Origin of the sequence: Streptomyces sp. NPDC015131 (assembly GCF_043079975.1) — a bacterium.
Classification (GTDB): Bacteria; Actinomycetota; Actinomycetes; order Streptomycetales; family Streptomycetaceae; genus Streptomyces.
This window is the reverse complement of the sequence record NZ_JBIBVB010000008.1, coordinates 58,727-78,326: the sequence shown is the minus strand read 5'-3', so window position 1 is coordinate 78,326 and position 19,600 is coordinate 58,727. Positions and strand designations below refer to the sequence as shown.

22 protein-coding genes are annotated in these 19,600 nt (G+C 75.1%); 14 read left to right on the top strand and 8 right to left on the bottom strand.

Going from position 1 to position 19,600, the window contains the following annotated elements; genetic code table 11:
- Nucleotides 1-96: 96 nt before the first annotated feature.
- From ACF08D_RS28180 to ACF08D_RS28160, 5 genes are all read left to right on the top strand, one after another.
- Complete coding sequence (locus ACF08D_RS28180) at nt 97-1,461, top strand: S1 family peptidase (RefSeq protein WP_392226513.1); 1,365 nt, start codon at nt 97-99, stop codon at nt 1,459-1,461.
- A gap of 111 nt (nt 1,462-1,572) precedes the next feature.
- Nucleotides 1,573-1,980 carry a hypothetical protein gene (locus ACF08D_RS28175; RefSeq protein WP_392226512.1) on the top strand — a complete coding sequence of 136 codons (408 nt, stop codon included), beginning with the start codon at nt 1,573-1,575 and terminating at the stop codon, nt 1,978-1,980.
- Nucleotides 1,981-2,117: 137 nt separating this feature from the next.
- On the top strand, nt 2,118-2,603 hold the full coding sequence (locus tag ACF08D_RS28170) for a flavin reductase family protein (protein ID WP_392226510.1): 486 nt from the start codon (nt 2,118-2,120) through the stop codon (nt 2,601-2,603).
- Between the two features lie 80 nt (nt 2,604-2,683).
- The gene (locus ACF08D_RS28165) at nt 2,684-2,923 is read left to right on the top strand and encodes a hypothetical protein (protein WP_392226509.1); all 240 of its coding nucleotides are present in this window, start codon (nt 2,684-2,686) and stop codon (nt 2,921-2,923) included.
- Complete coding sequence (locus ACF08D_RS28160; protein WP_392226507.1) at nt 2,923-3,297, top strand: toxin Doc; 375 nt, start codon at nt 2,923-2,925, stop codon at nt 3,295-3,297. Before ACF08D_RS28165 ends, ACF08D_RS28160 begins: the two co-directional genes overlap by 1 nt.
- Nucleotides 3,298-3,325: 28 nt before the next feature.
- Here ACF08D_RS28160 and ACF08D_RS28155 read toward each other — a convergent pair whose 3' ends face one another.
- Complete coding sequence (locus ACF08D_RS28155) at nt 3,326-3,805, bottom strand: VanZ family protein (RefSeq protein WP_392227074.1); 480 nt, start codon at nt 3,803-3,805, stop codon at nt 3,326-3,328.
- A 271-nt stretch (nt 3,806-4,076) separates the two neighbouring features.
- Between ACF08D_RS28155 and ACF08D_RS28150 the strand changes: the two genes are divergently transcribed.
- Nucleotides 4,077-4,265 (top strand): DUF6381 family protein, encoded by a 189-nt coding sequence (locus ACF08D_RS28150; protein WP_392226505.1) that lies wholly within the window; start codon nt 4,077-4,079, stop codon nt 4,263-4,265.
- Between the two features lie 165 nt (nt 4,266-4,430).
- On the opposite strand, the gene ACF08D_RS28145 is transcribed toward ACF08D_RS28150, so the two are convergent.
- Nucleotides 4,431-4,865, bottom strand: coding sequence for an Asp23/Gls24 family envelope stress response protein (locus ACF08D_RS28145; RefSeq protein ID WP_392226503.1), 435 nt, complete (start codon nt 4,863-4,865; stop codon nt 4,431-4,433).
- Nucleotides 4,866-5,211: 346 nt separating this feature from the next.
- On the opposite strand from ACF08D_RS28145, the gene ACF08D_RS28140 reads away from it, so the two are divergent.
- Nucleotides 5,212-5,415, top strand: coding sequence for a cold-shock protein (locus ACF08D_RS28140; RefSeq protein ID WP_392226501.1), 204 nt, complete (start codon nt 5,212-5,214; stop codon nt 5,413-5,415).
- Nucleotides 5,416-5,486: 71 nt separating this feature from the next.
- Here the strand turns inward: ACF08D_RS28140 and ACF08D_RS28135 are convergent, their stop codons facing one another.
- Nucleotides 5,487-6,380 (bottom strand): S41 family peptidase, encoded by an 894-nt coding sequence (locus ACF08D_RS28135; RefSeq protein ID WP_392226500.1) that lies wholly within the window; start codon nt 6,378-6,380, stop codon nt 5,487-5,489.
- An 86-nt stretch (nt 6,381-6,466) separates the two neighbouring features.
- On the opposite strand from ACF08D_RS28135, the gene ACF08D_RS28130 reads away from it, so the two are divergent.
- The 5 genes from ACF08D_RS28130 (at nt 6,467) to ACF08D_RS28110 (ending at nt 10,131) form a co-directional block, all read left to right on the top strand.
- Entirely contained in the window at nt 6,467-6,970 is a 504-nt protein-coding gene (locus tag ACF08D_RS28130; protein ID WP_392226498.1) for an FBP domain-containing protein, read from the top strand.
- Nucleotides 6,971-7,153: 183 nt separating this feature from the next.
- Nucleotides 7,154-7,549: a hypothetical protein gene (locus ACF08D_RS28125; protein ID WP_392226496.1), complete on the top strand. Its 396-nt coding sequence runs from the start codon at nt 7,154-7,156 to the stop codon at nt 7,547-7,549.
- A gap of 31 nt (nt 7,550-7,580) precedes the next feature.
- Nucleotides 7,581-7,940 (top strand): STAS domain-containing protein, encoded by a 360-nt coding sequence (locus ACF08D_RS28120; protein WP_392226495.1) that lies wholly within the window; start codon nt 7,581-7,583, stop codon nt 7,938-7,940.
- A 43-nt stretch (nt 7,941-7,983) separates the two neighbouring features.
- Nucleotides 7,984-8,604 carry a hypothetical protein gene (locus tag ACF08D_RS28115; protein ID WP_392226494.1) on the top strand — a complete coding sequence of 207 codons (621 nt, stop codon included), beginning with the start codon at nt 7,984-7,986 and terminating at the stop codon, nt 8,602-8,604.
- 117 nt (nt 8,605-8,721) lie between these two features.
- Complete coding sequence (locus ACF08D_RS28110) at nt 8,722-10,131, top strand: RtcB family protein (RefSeq protein WP_392226492.1); 1,410 nt, start codon at nt 8,722-8,724, stop codon at nt 10,129-10,131.
- A gap of 38 nt (nt 10,132-10,169) precedes the next feature.
- Here ACF08D_RS28110 and ACF08D_RS28105 read toward each other — a convergent pair whose 3' ends face one another.
- From ACF08D_RS28105 to ACF08D_RS28090, 4 genes are read right to left on the bottom strand one after another with little or no spacing between them, the layout of a single operon-like run.
- Nucleotides 10,170-10,625: an archease gene (locus tag ACF08D_RS28105; RefSeq protein WP_392226491.1), complete on the bottom strand. Its 456-nt coding sequence runs from the start codon at nt 10,623-10,625 to the stop codon at nt 10,170-10,172.
- 53 nt (nt 10,626-10,678) lie between these two features.
- Nucleotides 10,679-12,352: an IclR family transcriptional regulator C-terminal domain-containing protein gene (locus ACF08D_RS28100; RefSeq protein ID WP_392226490.1), complete on the bottom strand. Its 1,674-nt coding sequence runs from the start codon at nt 12,350-12,352 to the stop codon at nt 10,679-10,681.
- Nucleotides 12,349-12,939, bottom strand: coding sequence for an RNA polymerase sigma factor (locus ACF08D_RS28095; protein WP_392226489.1), 591 nt, complete (start codon nt 12,937-12,939; stop codon nt 12,349-12,351). The genes ACF08D_RS28100 and ACF08D_RS28095 overlap by 4 nt, the downstream gene beginning before the upstream one ends.
- Nucleotides 12,936-13,193, bottom strand: coding sequence for a hypothetical protein (locus ACF08D_RS28090; protein ID WP_392226487.1), 258 nt, complete (start codon nt 13,191-13,193; stop codon nt 12,936-12,938). The genes ACF08D_RS28095 and ACF08D_RS28090 overlap by 4 nt, the downstream gene beginning before the upstream one ends.
- Before the next feature lie 306 nt (nt 13,194-13,499).
- Between ACF08D_RS28090 and ACF08D_RS28085 the strand changes: the two genes are divergently transcribed.
- On the top strand, nt 13,500-18,227 hold the full coding sequence (locus ACF08D_RS28085; RefSeq protein ID WP_392226485.1) for a hypothetical protein: 4,728 nt from the start codon (nt 13,500-13,502) through the stop codon (nt 18,225-18,227).
- A gap of 56 nt (nt 18,228-18,283) precedes the next feature.
- On the opposite strand, the gene ACF08D_RS28080 is transcribed toward ACF08D_RS28085, so the two are convergent.
- Nucleotides 18,284-18,553: a hypothetical protein gene (locus ACF08D_RS28080; protein WP_392226483.1), complete on the bottom strand. Its 270-nt coding sequence runs from the start codon at nt 18,551-18,553 to the stop codon at nt 18,284-18,286.
- A gap of 149 nt (nt 18,554-18,702) precedes the next feature.
- On the opposite strand from ACF08D_RS28080, the gene ACF08D_RS28075 reads away from it, so the two are divergent.
- On the top strand, nt 18,703-19,581 hold the full coding sequence (locus ACF08D_RS28075) for an ATP-grasp domain-containing protein (protein ID WP_392226481.1): 879 nt from the start codon (nt 18,703-18,705) through the stop codon (nt 19,579-19,581).
- The last annotated feature ends 19 nt before the right edge of the window (nt 19,582-19,600 follow it).

The following is a 19,600-nucleotide window of genomic DNA, read 5'->3' as shown; positions in this document are numbered from 1 at the left end:
GCGGGGTGATTCCATGCCCCCGGCCCGCTGAACCGAACGGCGCGCCCCCACGTATGGGAGGGCGACAACGCACCGGTACGGCATTGGGGGCCAGGAATGAAGCACGGGCGGCGCACCCTCCGGCGGGCCATCAGGCTGGCGGCCGTCGGAGGGCTGCTCTGCGGCGGCCTCATGGTGACCCACGCGGTCGCGGGCGAGCCGCCCCCGGGCGCCGGTCCGGCCTCCGGCCGTGCCGCCTCCCCGGCCGGTGCGGTGGCCGGCCTGGTGGAGCGGCTGGGAACGTCGCGTACCGCAGGCAGCTGGATCGGGGCGGACGGGCGGCCGGTCGTGGCCGTGACCGACGACGCGACGGCCGACGAGGTCCGGCGCGCCGGCGCGCGGGCCGAGGTCAAGCGCCACAGCATGAGCGACCTGCGCTCCGCCCGGCGCACCCTGGAGGAGGCGCCGCGCGTTCCCGGCACCGCCTGGGTGATGGACTACGCAAGCAACCAGGTGAAGGTCTACGCGGACCGGAGCGTCTCCGCCGCCGACTGGAACCGCATGTCCGGTGTCACGCGGCGGGCCGGGGACGCCGTCCGCATGGAGCGCACCGCCGGGACCTTCACCACCAGGATCGACGGAGCGGTCCCCATCTTCAACGGCACCGGACGCTGCTCCGTGGGCTTCAACGTCACCGACGGCACCGACAACTTCCTTCTGACGGCGGGGCATTGCGGCCCGGTGGGCACCCCCTGGTTCACCGGCACACAGGGCGGCGGCCGACTCGGCACCACCGTCGCCCGTACCTTTCCCGGCAAGGACTTCTCGCTCGTACGGTACGAGGACCGCGGCGCCTTCGACGGGACCAACGCCGTGGCCATCGGGGAGGGCCGCGAGGTACCGGTCGTGGGCGCCGCCGACCCCGTGGTCGGCCAGCAGGTCTTCCGCAGCGGCAGCACCACGGGGCTGCGCTCCGGGCGGGTGACCGGGCTGGACACCACGGTCAACTACCGCGAGGGCACCGTCACCGGCCTGATCGCCACCACCGTGTGCGCCGAACCGGGCGACAGCGGCGGCCCGCTGCTCGCCGAGGGACTCGCGCTCGGCGTCACCTCGGGCGGCAACGGCGACTGCACCGAGGGCGGCATGACCTTCTTCCAGCCGGTCACCTCGGCGCTGACCGCGCTGGGCGTACGGATCATCGACGGGCGGCCGGCGGCCGACCGCGGTACCGCCTCCGCCCCGTCCGCCGATCCGGCCCCCGACGCCGCCGGGGGCGGGCCGCCCGCACAGGCGGCCGGGCCGCCCCTCGTCGACACCGGGCGGCGTGAGGTGACCGGGATCGTCGAGCCGCGGCAGCTGGTCCCGGGGCTCGCGGTCATCGGGGTGAGCGTGGTGCTGCTGCTGATCGTCCGGTGGCTGTTGTCGGAGCGCGCCGACCGGGACCATCTGCGCGCGCACTACTCGCAGCACTGGAGTTGACGCGAATGACGTATCTGATTCATCTGCTTCGTGTCGAATAATCCGGTTATCGACCCATGTGCTTATGGTGAGCGCGCTGAAGCCACCCCCCTCACTTTGGGAGACAGAGCAATGGGTCAGTTCGCACGTACCTGGGGCGCCGCCATCTCCGCCGCCGCGCTGGTCGCCGGCTCGGTCGGCACGGCCGTGGCGGTCTCGTCGCCGGCCTCCGCGCCGAAGAAGCCCGCCGTCGCCACCGGCCTGACCACGGCGTCGGCCACCGTCACGGCGAAGAGCGTCAGGGCGTGGCAGCAGTTCCGCATCCGCGGTGTCGTCTCCGGCCTGAAGCCGGGCAGCAAGGTCACCCTCCAGCAGAAGCAGGGCAAGCGCTGGGCGACGCTCCCCGCGTCGATGAACACCACCTCCCGCTCCACCTACAGCATGCGCGTCATGCTCGGCATGAAGGGCCACAACAAGCTGCGCCTGGTCGACAGCCGCAAGCGCGCCGTCACCCCGGTCATCAACGTCTGGGTGCGCTGACCCCCGCCGCCCCCCGACGGGGCGGCCGCCTCACGGCACCGGGCCCGCACGCCGCCCCGGTACCCGCCCGGCCCGCGCCGGGGCCCGCGGGTACCGGCGGACCGGCCGCGCGGGCCCGACGCGTTACTGTCGGTCCCATGGCCCGACTCGACACGTTCAGCGAGCTGCTGGACCACCCCATGTACGTCGTGACCGCGGCCGCCGGCGGGGAACGGGCCGGCTGCCTCGTCGGATTCGCCTCGCAGTGCTCGATCCGCCCGCCCCGCTTCGCCGTCTGGCTGTCGGTGCTCAACCACACCTACCGCGTGGCGCGCGACGCCACCCACCTCGCCGTCCATCTCCTCCACGCCGAACAGGGCGCCCTCGCCCGGCGGTTCGGCGGCGAGACCGGGGACGACACCGACAAGTTCCGCGACCTCGACTGGCGACCGGGCCCGGACGGCGTGCCGGTGCTGGCCGGGGCGTGCGCCTGGTTCGTCGGCCGCGTGGACCGCCGGATCGACGGCGGCGACCACGTCGCGTTCCTTCTCGACCCGGTCGAGGAGTCCCCGCCGGTCCCGGGGCGCCCCCCGCTGGTCATGTTCAGCGACGCGAAGGACATCGCCCCCGGCCACCCCGCCTGAGGCCACCATCCGCACCCGCCGCCGCCCGGCGGTGCGGACGCCCCTGGCGGACCAGGTACCTACTAGGTACCCTGGCCGGTATGCCGTCCCTGAACATCACCTTCACCGACGAGGAGCTGGAGGAGGTCCGCGCCGCGGCGGCCGCCGAGGGCAAGTCGCTGAAGCAGTACGTCCACGACCTCCCCCTGCGGGAGCGCCGGCGGCGCCAGTTCGTCCGGTACGCCCTCTCCTGGGGCGAGGCCCACCGCGCGGAGTTCGACGAGGCGTTCCCCGACGAGATCCCCCCGGCCGAGGGCCGGCGCGGAGGCGCGGCCGCCTGATGGTGTTCTACATCGACGTACCCTGGCTGCTCGACGTCCAGGAACAGGCCGTCCCCGAGGACGTGTCGATCGCGGACTACTCCGCCCTCGTCGCCGCGGTCGCCCGGCACAAGACCCGCATCCCCCGCCCCACGACCGCCGACCCCGATCCCGCCTGGCGCGCCGCCGCGCTCCTGCACACCCTGGTACGCCTCCAGCCGCTGCCGCACCGCAACAGCCTGTACGCCTGCCAGGTCGCCGTCGCGTACATGCACGCCTCGGGCGAGGGCATCGACGCCCCGTACGGCGCCCTGGTGGAACTCGTCCGCGACATCCAGGCCGCCCGCGCCACCGTCTACCAGGCCGCCGACCGCCTCCGCGGCTGGCGCATATGAACCCCGGGCGTCCCCTCGTTCCGCCGCGTCAGCGCTCCGGCGTGGAGGGCACCGGGTCCGCCGGGCGGCGGGTGTAGCGGTGCCACCAGTGGCGGCGGCGGGGGTGGACGGCGCGGCCCAGGCGGCGGCCGATCAGCAGGTATCCCAGCAGCGCGCCCGTCGTGTTCAGCAGGACGTCGTCGATGTCGAAGGCCCGCCCGGTGATCAACGCTCCCTGGACCAGCTCGACCAGCAGCATCACGAGCGCGGTCGCCACCGCCACCCGGAGCAGCCCCCGGGCGCGGGGGAGGAGCACCGGCAGCAGCACGCCGAACGGCACGCCCAGCATGATGTTCCCGCCCAGCTGCTTGACCGTGTCCCGGAATGCGGGCTGGGACAGGTAGTCACGGATCGAGTCACCCGGCCGCAGATTGCTGTGGGTCAGCGACTCGGACGCCACCGAGGGCTCCAGGGTCAGCCGGGCCAGTACCACGGCGAAGGCCACCATCGCCGCGAAGGCCAGCAGCATCGCCACCGCCCGGCCCCACCGGGAGGGCTTCCGCCCGTCCACCGCTTCCGCCGTCTTGCCGCGCAGCACGGTACGCGCCATCATTCGCCCCCAACTCACGTCGGTCCGCCTCAGCTTCCGTTACCCCCGAAGGGCCGGGGCACGCACGGTGGAAAAATGGCCAAAGCCCCGGGATGCGGATGCCGGACGGCTCTGTTTGGCTGAGCTGGGCCCGGTGTCGCACCGGGCGCGGACCCATCGGCGAAGCCATCGGAAGGAAGGCGGGACCACCATGAGCGGCACGGACGAATTCGGTGACCGGCTCCAGCAGATGCGTGCGAAGGCGCAGCAGCTGGAACAGGCGGCCGAGCGCGCCACCGACCCCGACGACCGCGAGCGGCTGCGGGACAAGGCACGCCGGCTCAAGGAGCAGAGCGAGCACGACCGGGACACGACGGGCGGGAAGACGGACCTGACCTGACCTGACCTGACCTGACCTGACCCGACCTGGCCTGACTGACCCGACCTGAGCCCGACGCCGGGCGGCCCGCCCCGGCGGCTCACGAGGGCCGGCGGGGCGCTCCGGCGGCGTACGGCGTCGGTGACTCCCGCCCCGCCGCCCGCCGGGCGCCCCGCCGGCGGTGCTCTACCGCACCCGGCCCTCGGACGAGTCCTCCTCGTCGTCGTCCTCGTCGGGCAGGTGGACGTCGTCCACGGCGATGTTCACCTCGACGACCTCCAGCCCCGTCATGCGCTCCACCGCCGTGATGACGTTCTGGCGCACATCGCCGGCCAGGTCGTCAATGGCGACCCCGTACTCGACGACGAGTTCGAGATCGATGGCGCTCTGACGCTCGCCGACCTCCACCTTCACACCGCGCGTGACGCTGGAGCGCCCGCCCGGTACGCGGTCGCGAACCGCGCCCACGGTGCGGGCGAGCCCGCCGCCCAGGGCGTGGACGCCGTCCACCTCTCCGGCCGCCATCCCGGCGATCTTGGCGACGACCCCGTCCGCGATGGTCGTCCGGCCCCGGGCACCCGGGCCGGAACCGGAATTCCTCGAACCGCTGGGCTCCGTCATGGAAAGCCACCTCCTCGGTGCGCGAAGTTCGGGGGGAGTCCTCTTCTCAGCGTGCCCTCGGGGTTCCTCGCGCGCCACGCGGGGGAGGAGCGGCCCAGGTGCGACACGGGAAACGGCACGGGAGCGACCCGGCTCTACCCGGGGCGACCCGGGGCGACACACCTCGGGAGGCGTGCGCTGCGTAGCAGGGTGGTCACTGTTCGGGTACGGTCGGATGCAGAGAAGTCGTGGTTCCGAAGTGTCCGCCCGTGATCGCGATCACGGGCGTTCGTGCTGTCACACCCTTGGTCGGGCCCGCACTCTCCGGGTCCGCACCGTGCGGGCCGTTCAGCCTGAGGAGGCCGGTATGGCTACTGGAACGGTCAAGTGGTTCAACAGTGAGAAGGGCTTCGGCTTCATCGCCCAGGATGGTGGCGGGCCGGACGTGTTCGCCCACTACTCCCACATTGCGGGCGCCGGTTTCCGCGAACTGACGGAGGGTCAGAAGGTGACCTTCGACGTCACGGACGGGCGCAAGGGCCCGCAGGCGGAGAACATCGTCTCCGCCTGACCGGCCCGAAGGCCGCCCGCCGGCGGGTGCCGTACCGGTCTGCCCGGTCACGGCACCCGCCGAGCGCCGTCTCAGGCGCCGAGCCGTTCGAGGGCGGCCTTGCAGGCCGTCTCCAGGGCGTCCCCGGCGGACACCTCGACGTCCGGACGCACCCCGGTTCCCTCCCAGTTGCCGCCGGTGACCGCGTTGATGGTACGGGCCGTGGGCACCGTGACCAGGATGTGCTCGGCCACCGGGTGGCGCAGCGTCGGATGCGCACCGCCGCGGGTGGTCTCGCCGACCACCACCGCCCGCCCCAGGGCCTGCAGGGTGTACGCCACGTCCTCGCCGCCCGAGAAGGTCAGGGCGCTCGTCAGCACGTACACGGGCCGGTCCAGGTAGCGCGGCCCCGGCAGGTGCGCCGAGGTCCAGAACTGCCGCGTGGAGTCCGTGGCGCGGTCGTACATGTCGTTGAGATGCACCTGGTCGTCCGCGAAGAAGTGACTGCACCACAGCGCCGCCCCCTCGGGCATCCCGCCCCGGCACGCGCGCAGGTCCAGGATCAGGGCGGAGCTGAGGGCGACCAGCTGCATCGCGGCGCCGATCGCCGGGCCGCCCTCACCGGCGTCCGCGATCCGGCGGACGTCGAGCAGCCCGATGTTGCCGTCGAGGTGCTCGACGCGGCGTATGCCCTGGTTCTCGGCCCGGAGCAGCGCCAGGAAGGCGGCCCGGCCGTCGTCCTGGGTGCCGGGGTTCAGGTCCTGCGGCTCCTCGGTCCACAGCAGCCGCAGGTGCCGGTCGGGGCAGACCTCCTGGAGGTGGGCCGTCACCGCCTCGCAGAAGGAGGGGCCGTCGAGGCCCTCGTAGTCGCCTGCCGCGAGCCTGCGCCGGATCGCGGCCTCGATGTCGGCGGTCTTTCCGGGGAACACGTACCCGGCCCTGATCCGGTCCAGGGCGCGGTCGATGACATGTGCGTGGGTGGGCATGAGCGATCATGCTAGAGCCCGGGAGGCCTGCGGCGCCGGGGATATTCGGATGCACCCCGGCCGGCCCCTGCGTAGGGTCGGCGCCCGTGGAACCGCTCAGTGAGAAACAGATCCGCTCGTCCTTCGTGAACTGCACCAAGGGAGAGGCCGCCAGGCTCCGGACGCCGCCGGACTTCGCCGAACTCCCCTGGGACGACCTGGACTTCCTCGGCTGGGTGGACCCCGGGGCGCCCCTGCGCGCCCACCTCGTGATCCCGCGCGCGGAGGGGCCGCTGGGCATCACCCTGCGCGTCCCGGCCCAGGGGCGTACCAGCGCGGTGAAGTCCAGCCTCTGCCAGATCTGCCTCACCGGTCACGCCTCGTCCGGGGTGACCCTGCTCGCCGCACCCCTCGCGGGCGCCCGCGGGCGTGACGGCAACACCGTGGGGATCTACCTCTGCGCCGACCTCGCCTGCCCGCTCTACGTGCGCGGCAAGCGGCTGCCGAAGCTGCGCTCGGGACGCTACGAGGAGTCCCTCACCCTGGACGAGCGCGTCGCCCGGATGACGGCCAACCTGGACGCCTTCGCCGCCAAGGTCGCCGCGGGCTGAGGCCCCCGGCGACCCCCGGCCGGGCACACGGGGACCGCCGGCGGATACGAGGGTCCGGGGCCGCCGCCGGGCGTCCCGGGCCCTCCGCCGGGCACGAGGGGCCGCCGGGCGGGGGATGGGGGAAAATGCTGTCAGGAAAGAGTGCTTCCCGGGCCTGAATCCTTCCCCAAGCAGGTGGCTGCCATGGAACACGAACCGGAAGGGCGCATCCTCGCGGCGATCGAGCAAGGGCTCACCAGCGACGATCCCGGGCTCGCCGCCCGGATGAACACGCTCAACGACCAGTTCACCGCCGACGGCGCCGCCCGCCGCCCGGCTCCGGCCCCCGGCACCGGCGACGACCCCGGCGAGCGGGCCGCCGAGGAAGGCCGGGCGGACCGGAGGACCCGCCGCCGCGAACGGCCCGGCCGCCCCTCGTCCCCACCCGGCGCGCCGCGGCGGAACTGGCGCCGGAGAACCGTGCTGATCCTCTTCGTGGTCGCCCTGGTCGGGATGCTCCTGACCGCCGTCCTCAACGCCTCGTCGTACGAGCCACCAGCCCCGCCCGGAGGCCCCGCGCCCGCCGCCTCCCTGCCCTGACCGACCCCGCCGACCGAGGAGGCGTACGGGCATGACCGAGGAGTTCCGGATCACCGCCACCGCCCGCCCGGGCGGCGGCACCACACTGGCCGTCTCCGGCGAGCTGGACATCGTCACGGGCGAGGAGCTGCGCACCTCGCTCCAGGACCTGCTGCCACGGTCACCGACCGTCCTGGTGGACCTCTCCGGTGTCACCTTCCTGGACTGCTCCGGCCTGGGCGTCCTCCTGTGGGCCCGCCGGCGGGCCCGCACCACCGGCACCCGGCTGCTGCTCCCCGTCGCGTCGGCCGCCGTGGAGAGGATCCTCGGAACCACCCGCCTGCACACGGCCTTCACCCGCCCCGGCCTCCCGTGGACTACCCCGCCACCCCTTCTCGCCGCGCAGGGCTGAGGGCCGCGGGCCCCGGGCCGCGTCCTACGCTGCCGGGATGGGCGTGAGCATCGAAGTGATGATCGTGGACTGGCCGCACGTCGAAGCGGTGCCTCCGGGCGAGCGCGAGGCCGCACTGATCGACGCGGCTTTCGGCGGCGAGGACGACCCGTACGGGGCTGGTGACGGGCAGGCCGACGAGGACGAGGACGGGTGGCTCGCACCGGCGGCGCCGGGAGCCGGGTGGAGCGTTCGTTACAGCTTCCGCCGCACCCTCGACTCGTACAAGCCGCACTTCTGGGCGGGGGAGCGGTGGGAGCGACTGCGGGAACACACCGACCCGGATCTCCGGACGGCGCTGGACCGGTTCGCGTCCCGGCTGTTCTGGACGGGGCTGGAGGACGTACCGGGACAGGACACGGGGCTGCGCTCGGTACCGGAGGGGGCCTGGGACGCCGGCCTGCTCGTCTGGTGCCCGCCCGCCGAACTCGCCGCCCTGGCCGGATGGTGGCGGACGGTGGAGCCGGGGCTCGCCACCCTCCGTGAGCCCTTCACCCGGTACGCGGCGGACCGCCGGGGCTGGATCCCCGACCACGACTCCTTCGCGGACCTCCTGACGGGGTGGGGCGAGGTGGTGACGGAGGCGCACCGCCGCGGCTGGGGCATCGTCGGTCTCCGCTGCTGAACCCGCGCAGGGCACCAGAGGCCCGCCACGCCCGCTTCACGCGCGCGTTCCCCTGCCCGGAGGGAGGGTACGCGGACAGCGATCCCCGGGGGCCGCGAGCCGACGCCGGAGGCTGCGATGGAGTACGTGGAGGAGCGCCCCTACCGTTTCCGGGTCGCCCCGCGGGGGGACATGCGGGTCCCGGGCGTGGTGTTCGCCTCCTGGGCGCTGCTGCGCGACGCCGAGAAGTCACTGGAGCAGGTCGCCCACGTCGCCACCCTCCCGGGCATCGTGGGAGCCTCGTACGCCATGCCCGACATCCACTGGGGCTACGGCTTCCCCATCGGCGGCGTCGCCGCCACCGACATCGCCGGCGGAGGCGTGGTCTCGCCCGGGGGCGTCGGCTTCGACATCTCCTGCGGGGTACGGCTGCTCGCCGCCGACTGCGACCGCCGGGCGCTGGAACCGGTCCTGGGCCCCCTCATGGACGGCCTCGGCGCGGCGACACCGCGCGGCGCCGGACCCGGCGGTGTCTGGGAACCGGGCGCGCGCGGACTGGAACGGATCCTGCTGGGCGGCTCCCGCTACGCCGTGGAGGAGGGGCACGGGGAGGAACGCGACCTCCTCCGCTGCGAGGACGGCGGGGCCGTCGCTGGCGCGGACCCCGTCCAGGTCGGCGCACGCGCGCGTGAGCGCGGCATCGGCCAGGTCGGCAGCCTCGGCTCGGGCAACCACTTCCTGGAGGTCCAGCAGGTCTCCGAGGTGTACGACGAGGACGTGGCCGGCGCGTTCGGGCTCGCCCCCGGCCAGGTCTGCGTGATGATCCACTGCGGGTCCCGGGGCCTCGGCCACCAGATCTGCACCGACCACGTCCGGGCCATGGACCGCGCCATGGCCGCGTACGGCATTCGCGTCCCCGACCGGCAACTGGCCTGCGCGCCCGTCGACTCGCCCGAGGGCCGCGCCTACCTGGGCGCCATGGCGGCAGCGGCCAACTACGGCCGCGCCAACCGGCAGCTGCTCGCCCAGGCCGCCCGTAGGGTCTTCCACCGCGAGGCGGGTGCCCGGCTCTCCCTGGTGTACGACGTGTCCCACAACCTCGCCAAGATCGAGACGCACCCCGTCGACGGCCGGCCGCGGCGGCTCTGCGTCCACCGCAAGGGCGCCACCCGTGCCTTCCCGCCCGGCCATCCGGAGCTGCCCGCAGAGCTGCGGCCGGTGGGGCAGCCGGTTCTCATCCCCGGCACCATGGGCACCGCCTCGTACGTCCTGACCGGCGTCCCCGGCGGCGACGCCTTCCACTCCACCTGCCACGGCGCGGGCCGGGTGATGAGCCGCCACCAGGCGGCCCGCGCGGTCGGCGGCAGGGACCTGCGCGCCCGGCTGGAGGGGGAGGGCATCGCGGTGCGCCCCGTCTCGTGGCGCGGCCTGGCCGAGGAGACCCCGGAGGCGTACAAGGACGTCGACGCGGTGGTGGAGGCGAGCGAGGGCGCCGGGCTGTGCCGGAAGGTGGCCCGCCTGGTACCGCTCGGCGTGGTCAAGGGCTGAGGCGGCAGACGGCTCGCGCCACGGGACCGTCCCGGTACTCAGACGTCGACCGTCACCCCGCACGACCAGCCGTAGGGGCCCGGGGCGAGGTGCAGCTCGTGCCAGGAGACGGCCTTGGGCACGGCCCCGGTGATCGGCACCGACTCCACTCCGGTGACGGCCATCCGCACGTCCAGTCCGCCGCCCACCGTCTCCACCTCGACGTCCACCGGTACGTCCCCGTCCACCTCCAGCCGGAAGACGACCTCGTCGAGGAGCGTGGCGAGCACGTCGTCGTCGGTGCCCTCGTCCACCTGGACCTGGCGCATGGCCGTGGGGCGCGTCCCCGAGACGTCGGCGAAGCACTCGACCATGCCGAGCACCGCCTCCACCAGGCACTGCTCGCGGCTCGCGCCCCACGCCTCGACGCGCACGTCGGCCGTGTGCGGCACCGTCCGGTGTCCGCACGCCCCCGGTCGCCGTACCCGCATGTCGTCGTCCGTGTCACCGGCCATGTCCGTCGCGTGCCCCTGACGGCCCGTTCGCATGCCTCCCCGGGCGGTCTTCGTCACCCGGACGGCGGCCTTCCGGTCGCGGCGCACGCCTCGGCCTGCTCCTCGGTGCCCCGGTCACGGCCGGCCCCGGGAGGTGGGTCCTCCGCGAGCAGCAGGGTGGCCAGCAGGTTCGCCGAGCGGCCGCTCAGGGCCTTCGCCGCATCCAGCAGCCGGTGGCGGCGGGAGACGGGCAGGGACAGCGCCACGCACCCGGCACGTCCGGCGACGGTGAGGGGGAACGCCACGCACACCTCCGTGTCCGCGTATTCGAGCAGGTCGAACTGGGCCGCCTGCGGCCCATGGTGGTCGAGGGTCCGGAACAGCCGGGCGTGGTCGGTGATGGTGCGCGACGTCAGCCGCAGCGGCCGGTGCCGGTGGAGGTGATCCATCCGGCCCTCGAAGTCGAGCTGCGCCAGCAGGCTCTTGCCCAGCGCGCTGGCGTGCGCGGCTTCGCGGAAGTCGACGTGCTCCCGGACCGCCGGAGTGCGGGGACCTGCCGCGTACTGGGTGATCCGCACCTCCCCGTCGGTGTACCGGCCGACGTACACCGCCGCCCCGACCTCGTCCCGCAGGCCGGAGAGGACCTCGCGGAAGGCGTCCTCCCGGTCGGCGCCCTCGTGCCGCGTCCAGGCGCACAGCAGGGGACCGGCGGTGTACGCGCCGGGCTCCGGGACGCTCACCAGGCCCTGTCCGGACAGCCACTCCAGGAGCCGCTCCAGCGACGCCGCCTCCAGCCCGGTGCCGCGCGCGAGCTGCGCCGGGCTCATCGGCCCGTCGGCGCCGCCGAGGGCGTGCAGCACGTCCAGCGCCCGCATGGCCTGCTGCCAGCGCTCGGCCGATTCACGCGCCTCGGGCACCTGCTGGGCGAGATCGGTGACGGAGGGGGCCCGCAGCGGGGCGGGGGTCCAGAGCCGGCCGGCCCCGGGCGGTTCGTGCGGTTCGGGCGGGACCCACAGCCCGCCCGGGGCGGACGGGGGCGACACCAGCCGCGCGGCCGCCTCCTCCGGGACCAGCAGGCGCCCGGAGGGCACGGCGGGGCATCCGTTCCGCACGGCACCCTCCGCGCCGGCGCCGCCGGTCATGGCATCGCCCGCCAAGGCAGCGCCGGTGGCGCGGTTCTCGGTGGCGGAGTCTCCCGCGCTGCGGCCTGCCGGGTACGGCCCCGCGTCGCGTACGCCCCCCGGGCGCGGCACCGCTCGCGGCAGGCCGAGGGCCTCCCGTACCTCGTCGGCGAACTCCGGGTCCTCCCGGTCACCGGCCCCGGTGGGCACCGGCCCGCCCGTGGCCGCGCGCAGCAGCGCACCGGCGTCGCCGTGCCCGCACCGGGCGGCCTCCGCGACCAGGAACTCCGCGTCCTCCCGCCCCTCCGGGCCCAGGCGGCGGTGGACCACGACCGCCAGCCGGAACAGCGCGCCCGGATGCCCCTGCTCCGCCGCGCGCCCGAGCCAGTCGGCCGCGGCGCCGAGTTCGTCGCGGCGCAGGGCCCTGGTGCCCAGCCGGTAGCAGGAGTTGGCCCGGCCCCGGTCCTCCTCGGCCTCGTCCGGTGCGCCGCCGTCCCCCGACCCGTAGGGCCGGTCCCAGAAGTCCCGGGGCCCCTCCAGCTCCCGGAGCAGTTCGGTGAGCCCGACCGGAACCGGCGGCTCCGAGCAGTCGCCCAGGGGGCCGTCGTACCCGCTCACATCACTCACCTGACTCCCTTTCCGTGCACCGCCGTGTCCTTCCGCCACCGTGGGCGGCAATGCCGTACGAGCCTGCGCCGCAGCTCGACGATCGCCTTGTGCCGCTGGACCCTGAGGCTCCCCAGGGATATCCCGAGCGCCTCGGCGATCTCCCGGTCCTCCAGCCCGCGCGCCTGAAGCTCGACGATGCGCCTGCGCTGCCCGGGTGCCATCTGCTCGATCGCCGGCACGACCAGCTCCTGGAGGACCGCCAGGTCCCGGACCGGCGGTGCCGGCCGTTCCCGCAGCCGGTCCAGCAGGGCGTCCGCCACCAGCACCGTCCGCTCCTGCCGGAAGGTGCTCACCGCGAGGTTGTGGGCCGCCCTCAGCAGGTAGCGCATCAGATGCTCGCCCGGCGCCACCCGCCCCTCCAGGCACGCGCGCGTGACCCTCAGGAACGCCTCCTGTGCGAGGTCCTGCCCCTGGGCGGGAGAGATGTCGAACCTCTGCCGCAGATCGTCCGGTGCCCGCCGCATGTACGCCGGATAGATCTCCAGCAGCCGCCTGCCGACGCTCCCGAGGGGCTCGGACGTCTCGCCCGGCGGAACCTCGCTCACCACAGACAGGTCTCCTCGTGACACCCGTCCGCGGCCCGCCGCACCGTCCAGACGGTCAGCGCGCTGCCGTCGGCTGCCTCGAAGCGCACCACCCACGGGTCCCGGCACCCGCACCGTTCCCGCCCCGCGCGGCTGCCACCGCCGGGTCCCCGCCGGACGGGCCGCCTCCAGGGGCGGCGCCGCACTGCGCCCAGCGCGTGCACCGCGCTCAGCGCGGCCGTGACCAATCCGACCCACTCCAGGGACGACGTCATGCAAGGGCTCCCGATCTTCCGTGAGAGAGCGCGGCGCGGTTGCGCCGTCACCCCTGGACGCGCCGGAGGGCGACGACATTAACGGGTGACCATGACGGACCGGAGGTGACCGGAAGGTGCTCACTCCTGGCGTACGCCGTTCGCACGGTGGCGGGTTGGGCCCGCTCCGTGTCCACGCCCCGGCCACCCGGGTCGCGCCGCGCGGGACACCGCCGTACAGGGCGGCGCCCTCGCCGTGGCCGCGGGTGAACGGCCCACACGAGCGCGGCTCCTGGAGTGTCAGTGGGCCGTGCCAGGATTCCTGCCATGACAGTCGCGCTCCCCTCCGTTCCGTTCACCTCGACCCTGTACGTCGACTGGGTGCTGGCGCACGACCCGGGCGCCGGGCCCGCGGCGCGGGAGCTGATGGACGCCGCCCGGGGCGAGTTGCCCTTCGCCCGGGAGAAGCCGGGCCGTTGCCTGGACAGGATGGCGATACGGGCCCGCCCGCTGCCGCCCGCCCACCGGCCGTGGTTCTGGGACACCGTGGGCCACTGGCTCACGGCGGCCGTCCAGGCACCCCGCCACGCCGCCCGTGCGTACGGAGAGGCACGGAAGGCCGAGCGGGAGCACGCGCTCACGGTGGACGCCGGCCACCACCGTGCCAACACCCTGCTGTTCGCCCGCGCCGGCGCGCTGCCCGCCACGGAGCTGACGGCGTACCAGCGATGGCTGGCCGACACCCTCCCGGCCGAGGAGGCCCACCAGGAGTACGTCCGGCTGCTCACCGCCTGGGCCGCCTCGCCCGGCGAGCTGCCGGCCGACCTGGCCCGCCGGATCCGCGCCTCCGCACGGGCCGCCGGCGCCGGCACGGAGGAGGACGCCCGTGTCCTCGGCGCGGTCCTGGCCGAGTCCCGGGGGAAGGCCGTGCCCGACGCCCTGCTCACCGCGGCGACGGCCGTCCTGGCCGGACACCCGCGGGACGACGCCACCAACGCCGCCCTGCTGGAGCTGTTCCCCGTCTCCAGGAACGACGCGGCGGCCTGGCTGCGCCTGCTCGACGCCTCCGGCGCGTTCCGGGCGGTGGCCGAGGGACGGATCACCCCGGAGGGCGGCCACGCCGCCTGGCTGGGGCGGTTCGCCGCCCACTACGCCTTCCGGCCGCACTCCGGCGGCATCATGCGCCAGCCGATGCCGCCGGAACTCTTCGCGCTCGTCCCCCTCCTCGCCCCGGCCCTGCGCGCCGCCGCCGTCCCCGTCTGCCTGCACAGGAGCAAGTGGCGCTACACCGGCCTGGACGCCGACCTGCTCGACGCGTGCCTCGCCGAGGGCATCCCCGTGGAGGACCCCGGCGCGCGCGTGGCCCTGGAGTTCTGGGCCGACCGGTCGCGCCGCGACCTCAAGGCCCTCGCCGCGGACCCGGTCTTCGGACCGCGGCTGGAGGGCACCGTCCACGAGGAGATGCTGCGGGGCCGCTCCTCCGGATCCCGCTCGCCCGGTACGGCGATCACCCGGCTGCCCGAGAACGCGGGCATCGCCGCCGAGGTGCACCGCCGGGTGAACACCCTGCTGGACGCCCTGCGCGGCGGAGGACTCGGAGCCGCCGACGAGGCCGTGGACGAGCTGGCCACGCTGCTCGACCGGCCCACCGCGACCGCCCTGGACGGCATCGAGGAGGCCCTCGCGGCGCTGGACCTCACCGGCCCGCTCGCCCGGTCCCTGCGCGCCGGGCTCCCGGACGAGCTGGGCTGGCCGGCCCTCGACGAGGTCCTCGCCGAACTCGCGGGCCAGGGCGACGAGGTGCGCGGTGTGACCTGCTCATGGCCCGTGCTGACCGTTTACACGAGCACCCGTGCCGTCGCCCTCGACCACGCGGGACGGCGCGCCTCCGCGACCTTCACGCTCCCCGACGGGGCCGCGACGTACTCCGTGCACTACGCCGGAGGGGACTTCCTCGTCGGGTACGGCGCCGCCGACGGCTTCGGACTGGCCGGGCACGCCTTCTGGGCCGGCCGCCCGGACAAGGTGTTCGCCCCCGAGAACGTGGGCGGCATCGTCCCGTACGCGGGCTCCATCGACGGGGGCCTCGGCTTCCAGTTCGAGACCGCCGACCGGCGCGGCCGCCACGACGGCGAGCACATCCTGACCCCCGGCGACCGCACGGGCATCGCGTCGACCGAGCTCCAGATGTGGGACGGGCGCGACATGTGGAGCTCCGAGACGTACTCCCAGGGGTGGGCCCGGCTCGACACCGCCACCGGCTCCCGTACGGAGGACACCACCCTGCCGGCCTTCCTCACCGCCCGCGAACTCCCCGCCGGGACCGCCCTCTTCTCCCGGGCCTGCACCCTGGCCCCACTGCCGCCGGACGCCCCCGCCTCCCCGCTCGGACAGCGCGGGGACCTGGTCGGCTTCCGGGTCCTGTACCGCACCGGGCACCGCGGCGGGGCCCCCACCGACTTCGTCCTGGAGGGGATCGACGGCCGCACCGCCACCTATCGCGTATCCAGCCCGGGACAGGAACCCTGGGGCGTGGTCCGTATGCCCCAGGGCGGCGAGGACGGCGTCCTCGCCGAGGAGGTGGCCATCCGCTGCCACGCCGCCGAGGACGGCTCCCTGCTCTGGGAGGTGCCCGGCTTCCCCGTGTCCCGCGCACGGCACCATACGACCGTACGCCGCTCGCACGCGGCGGCGCAGTTCCCGCCGCCCGCCTTCTGGCACTTCCTCACCCCGCGGGACCCCGCCTCCTCCGCCGCGCTGCGCGCCCTCACCGACGAGGCCGCCCGCGCCCTGCTCGCCGATCCCGAACGCCTGCCGGCCGGGGTCTCCCACCCCCGGATCGCCGACGCCGTGACCCGGGCCGCCCGGCTGGCGGCGGACGTCCTGCGCCGCCGCGAGGACCTGTCCCGCAGGGTCGCCATCATGCGGTCCGGCCCCGCCGTCCGGCTGCCCGCCCAGGTTCCCGACACCCGGCTGGTGCCCGCGCTGTGGGGGCTCCTGCCGCGGTTCCGGTCCATGAGCGACCAGCGCGAGCCCCAGCCCTACCCGGCCACCCTGACCGCCGTGGCCGCCGACGGCGCCTTCCTGAGCGGCGCCCTCGACGACGAGACCCGGCGGCTCGCCCCCGACTCCCCGCCGTTCGACTGGAGCGCCCTCCTCGGCCACATCGACGCCGTCGCCTGGCGCGCGGCCGTCACCGCCACCGGCGACGACGACCGCACCGCGCTCCGGGCGCTGCTGGAGACCTGGGCCCGCCAGCCCTTCGCCGCCCGGGGCACCGCCTGGCGCACCGGGCGGGCCCCCGCGGCCTCCCTCGGCGACGAGCGGCTGCGCGCCGCGCCCTCCGGACCGCCCAACTGGGCCGGGACCCTGCGGTTCGTCCAGCCCGGCGATGCCCCCGCGCCCGAGGGGACGATCACGCCGGAGGAGGTGACCAACCCGGACCGGCCGGCGGAGCCCGGCACGGTCCTCGTCACCATCGCCCGCGACGACGCCTCCCGGCTGCCCCGCTTCCTCCGGGCGCTCGACACGCACGGCCCGCTGCCCGTCGACCCCGAGGCCGTCCTCGCCTTCAGCCGCCGCACCGGAGCCCGGCGTTCCCTGGCCACCCTGGTCCTGGCCGGGATGCCCCTCCCGATGAACCACGAGGAGCGCCGGAAGCTGTTGCGCTCCGCGCCGTACAAGGCCGACAAGACCGTCACGTCGGAGTACGACGGCCTGCCGTACCGCATCGGCCCCAGGGGAGTGGCCGAAGTCCTGGCGGCCGGGGTGCCCGACGACCCGGCCGACCTGTGGACGGACGGGGGCATGGTCCGTGCCGCCCAGCGGATGGCCGACGTGTGGAACCGGCTGGTCGGCCGCCGCCCCTACGCCGACGAGGAGCTGGCGAACGCCCTGGAGGCCGACCTCGGGCTCGGTGTCGCATGGGCCCAGCGCCTCTCGGCCCCGGCAGAGCAGGAGGCCGCCCCGGAGCCCGCCCCGGAGCCCGCCCCCGAGACGGAGGCCGCGGCGGACCCGGACTCCGTGGCGGACCCGGACTCCGCGGCGGATCCGGCGACGGCCGCCGAACCGGCGCCCCGGCACCCGCGTTTCGTCCTCGCCACCGGAAGCACCGGCAGGGTGTACCTGCACCACACCGACTCCGACGGCGCCCCCGGCCCGGCCGTCCGCTCCTGGGACCTCCCGTACACCCGCACCGCCACAGTCCTGGCCTGGCTCCTCACCGAGCGCCCGGTGGACGACCACACCAGGGCTCACGCGCGCCGGCTGCACACCGAGGTGCTGCGCACCCTGGACGACCCCGGGATGCTGGTCCCCATCGGCTGGAGCACCGCACTGGCCGCCTCCGCACCGGACGACCCGGCCTTCGGCCCGTACGGGGGAGAGGTGCTGCCGTGCACCGTCTCCGAGGACGGCAGGAAGAACCCCCCGAGGGTCTACGACGACGGCTCCTTCGTGGTGGCCGTCCCCGGGGGCGAGGTCTTCGTCCGCCCCTCCGGCCTCGCCGGCCGCCGCAGGGACACGCCCGTGGAACGGGCGGCGCGGCACGTCGAGGCGGTGTACGCGCGCGACGGCGGTGTGGCGCGCCTGGTACGGCGGGCGCTCGACACACCGGTCCCGGAGGGCGCCCACGAGGCGAACCCGCGCCACAGCGCCCCCGGCCTGCTCACCGAGGTGGCAGGCTCCCTCGGGGTGGGCCAGGACGCCGCCGCGCTGTACCTCCAGCTCCTGGCGCTCGCCCGGCCCACCGACCAGAACGTCCGGCGCTGGAACGGCTGGACGGCGGCCCGTCACAAGAAGGCCCAGGCCGAACTGGCCGCCGCCGGGGTCATCGAGACCGGGAAGCGCCCCCGCGCCGGGCGGACCGCGTTCGTCCCCGGCCCCTGGACCGACATCAAGGCCCCGCACCTGCCGCTGGAGTCCGCCAAGCTGCCCCTGCACCTGGCCACCACGGACGGCAAGACGGTCACGGGCCCCTTCAGCCACCTCCTGCCGCCGCTGCCGCTCCACGAGCTGTTCGCCCTGGCATGGAAGGAGGCACCCGGCCGGGTCTGACGCCCACGCGCCCCCTGGTCCACCGGAGACGGTCCCCGACGACGAGCCGCCCGCCATCAGGGGCTGTCCCCGCTCCAGTCCCAGCGGGCCGGGTCGGCCTCCCGGCGGCAGTAGTGCGTCCGGCCGCCGGGACCGTACCGGCCGATCTCGGTCGGCAGCCGGACCTCCTCCGTCAGCTGCGCCCCGGTCCAGCCCGTCACATCGAGCAGGAGCCCGTCGAGAGGCCCGCCCACCAGCTCGCCATAGTCCCGGTCGGGGCGCGGACCGGGATCCGGGTCGTCATGATCGGCGCCGTACACCCGGCGCCGGAGGATGCTGTCGTCCATACCGGCCAGCTTCACACCCACCACTGACAACACCGCCCGAGAACCTCGGCGCGGGTACGGGCGGGGGCGGCGGCGAGCGCCGCCCCATCACCTGGGCGTCCGTGCCCGGGCGGGGCGGCGGCGAGCGCCCACCGGATACAGTGCCGCGCATGGGGGCGACATTCATCCACTGCGCCGACCCGTTGCGGCCGGGCCGCCCCGACGGGCACTTCGCGGACGAGGCACGTACGGCACGGGACCAGGGCCGGCCCACCGCCCTGATCGACCACGACGCCCTGGAGGCCGACGACCCGGGCCGGGCCGTCTCCCGCGTCCCGGAGGGGCTGGGCCCGGCGTGGTACCGCGGCTGGATGGTCACCTCGGAGCAGTACACGGCCCTGGACGCGGCGCTGGCGGCGCGCGGGGTGACGCTGCTGACCGCGCCGGACGCCTACCGGCGCGCCCATGAACTCCCTGGCTGGTACGACACCTTCGCCTCCGTCACACCGCGCAGCGTCTGGCTGCCCACCGAGCCCGGCTCGGCCCCGTCCCCGGAACGCCTCAGCGCGGCGGCGCGCCCCCTCGGCGGGGGACCGGCCGTCCTCAAGGACTATGTGAAGTCCCGCAAGCACGAGTGGGACGAGGCGTGCTTCGTCCCCGACCTGGCCGACGCGCGGCGTCTCGCGCGCACAGCCGCCCGCCTGGTGGAACGCCAGGGCGACGGACTCGCGGGCGGGGTGGTGGTCCGTGCCTTCGAGGACTACCGCACCGCGGTCGGCGAGGCGCGCGTGTGGTGGGTCGACGGCGACCCGGTCCTGGTCACCCCGCACCCCGACAGCCCCGGTCTGCGTCCCCGGCCCGACCCGGGGCCCCTGCGCCCCCTCGTGGCCGCCCTGGGCTGCCGCTTCGTCACCACGGACATGGCCCTGCGGCAGGACGGCGCCTGGCGGGTGGTGGAGGTGGGCGACGGGCAGGTCAGTGACCTGCCCCGAGGCACCGACCCGGCGCCCCTGCTGCGCAGCCTGGCGGCGGCGGACACGCCCCGGTAGGCCGCGTTTCCCCGGCCGC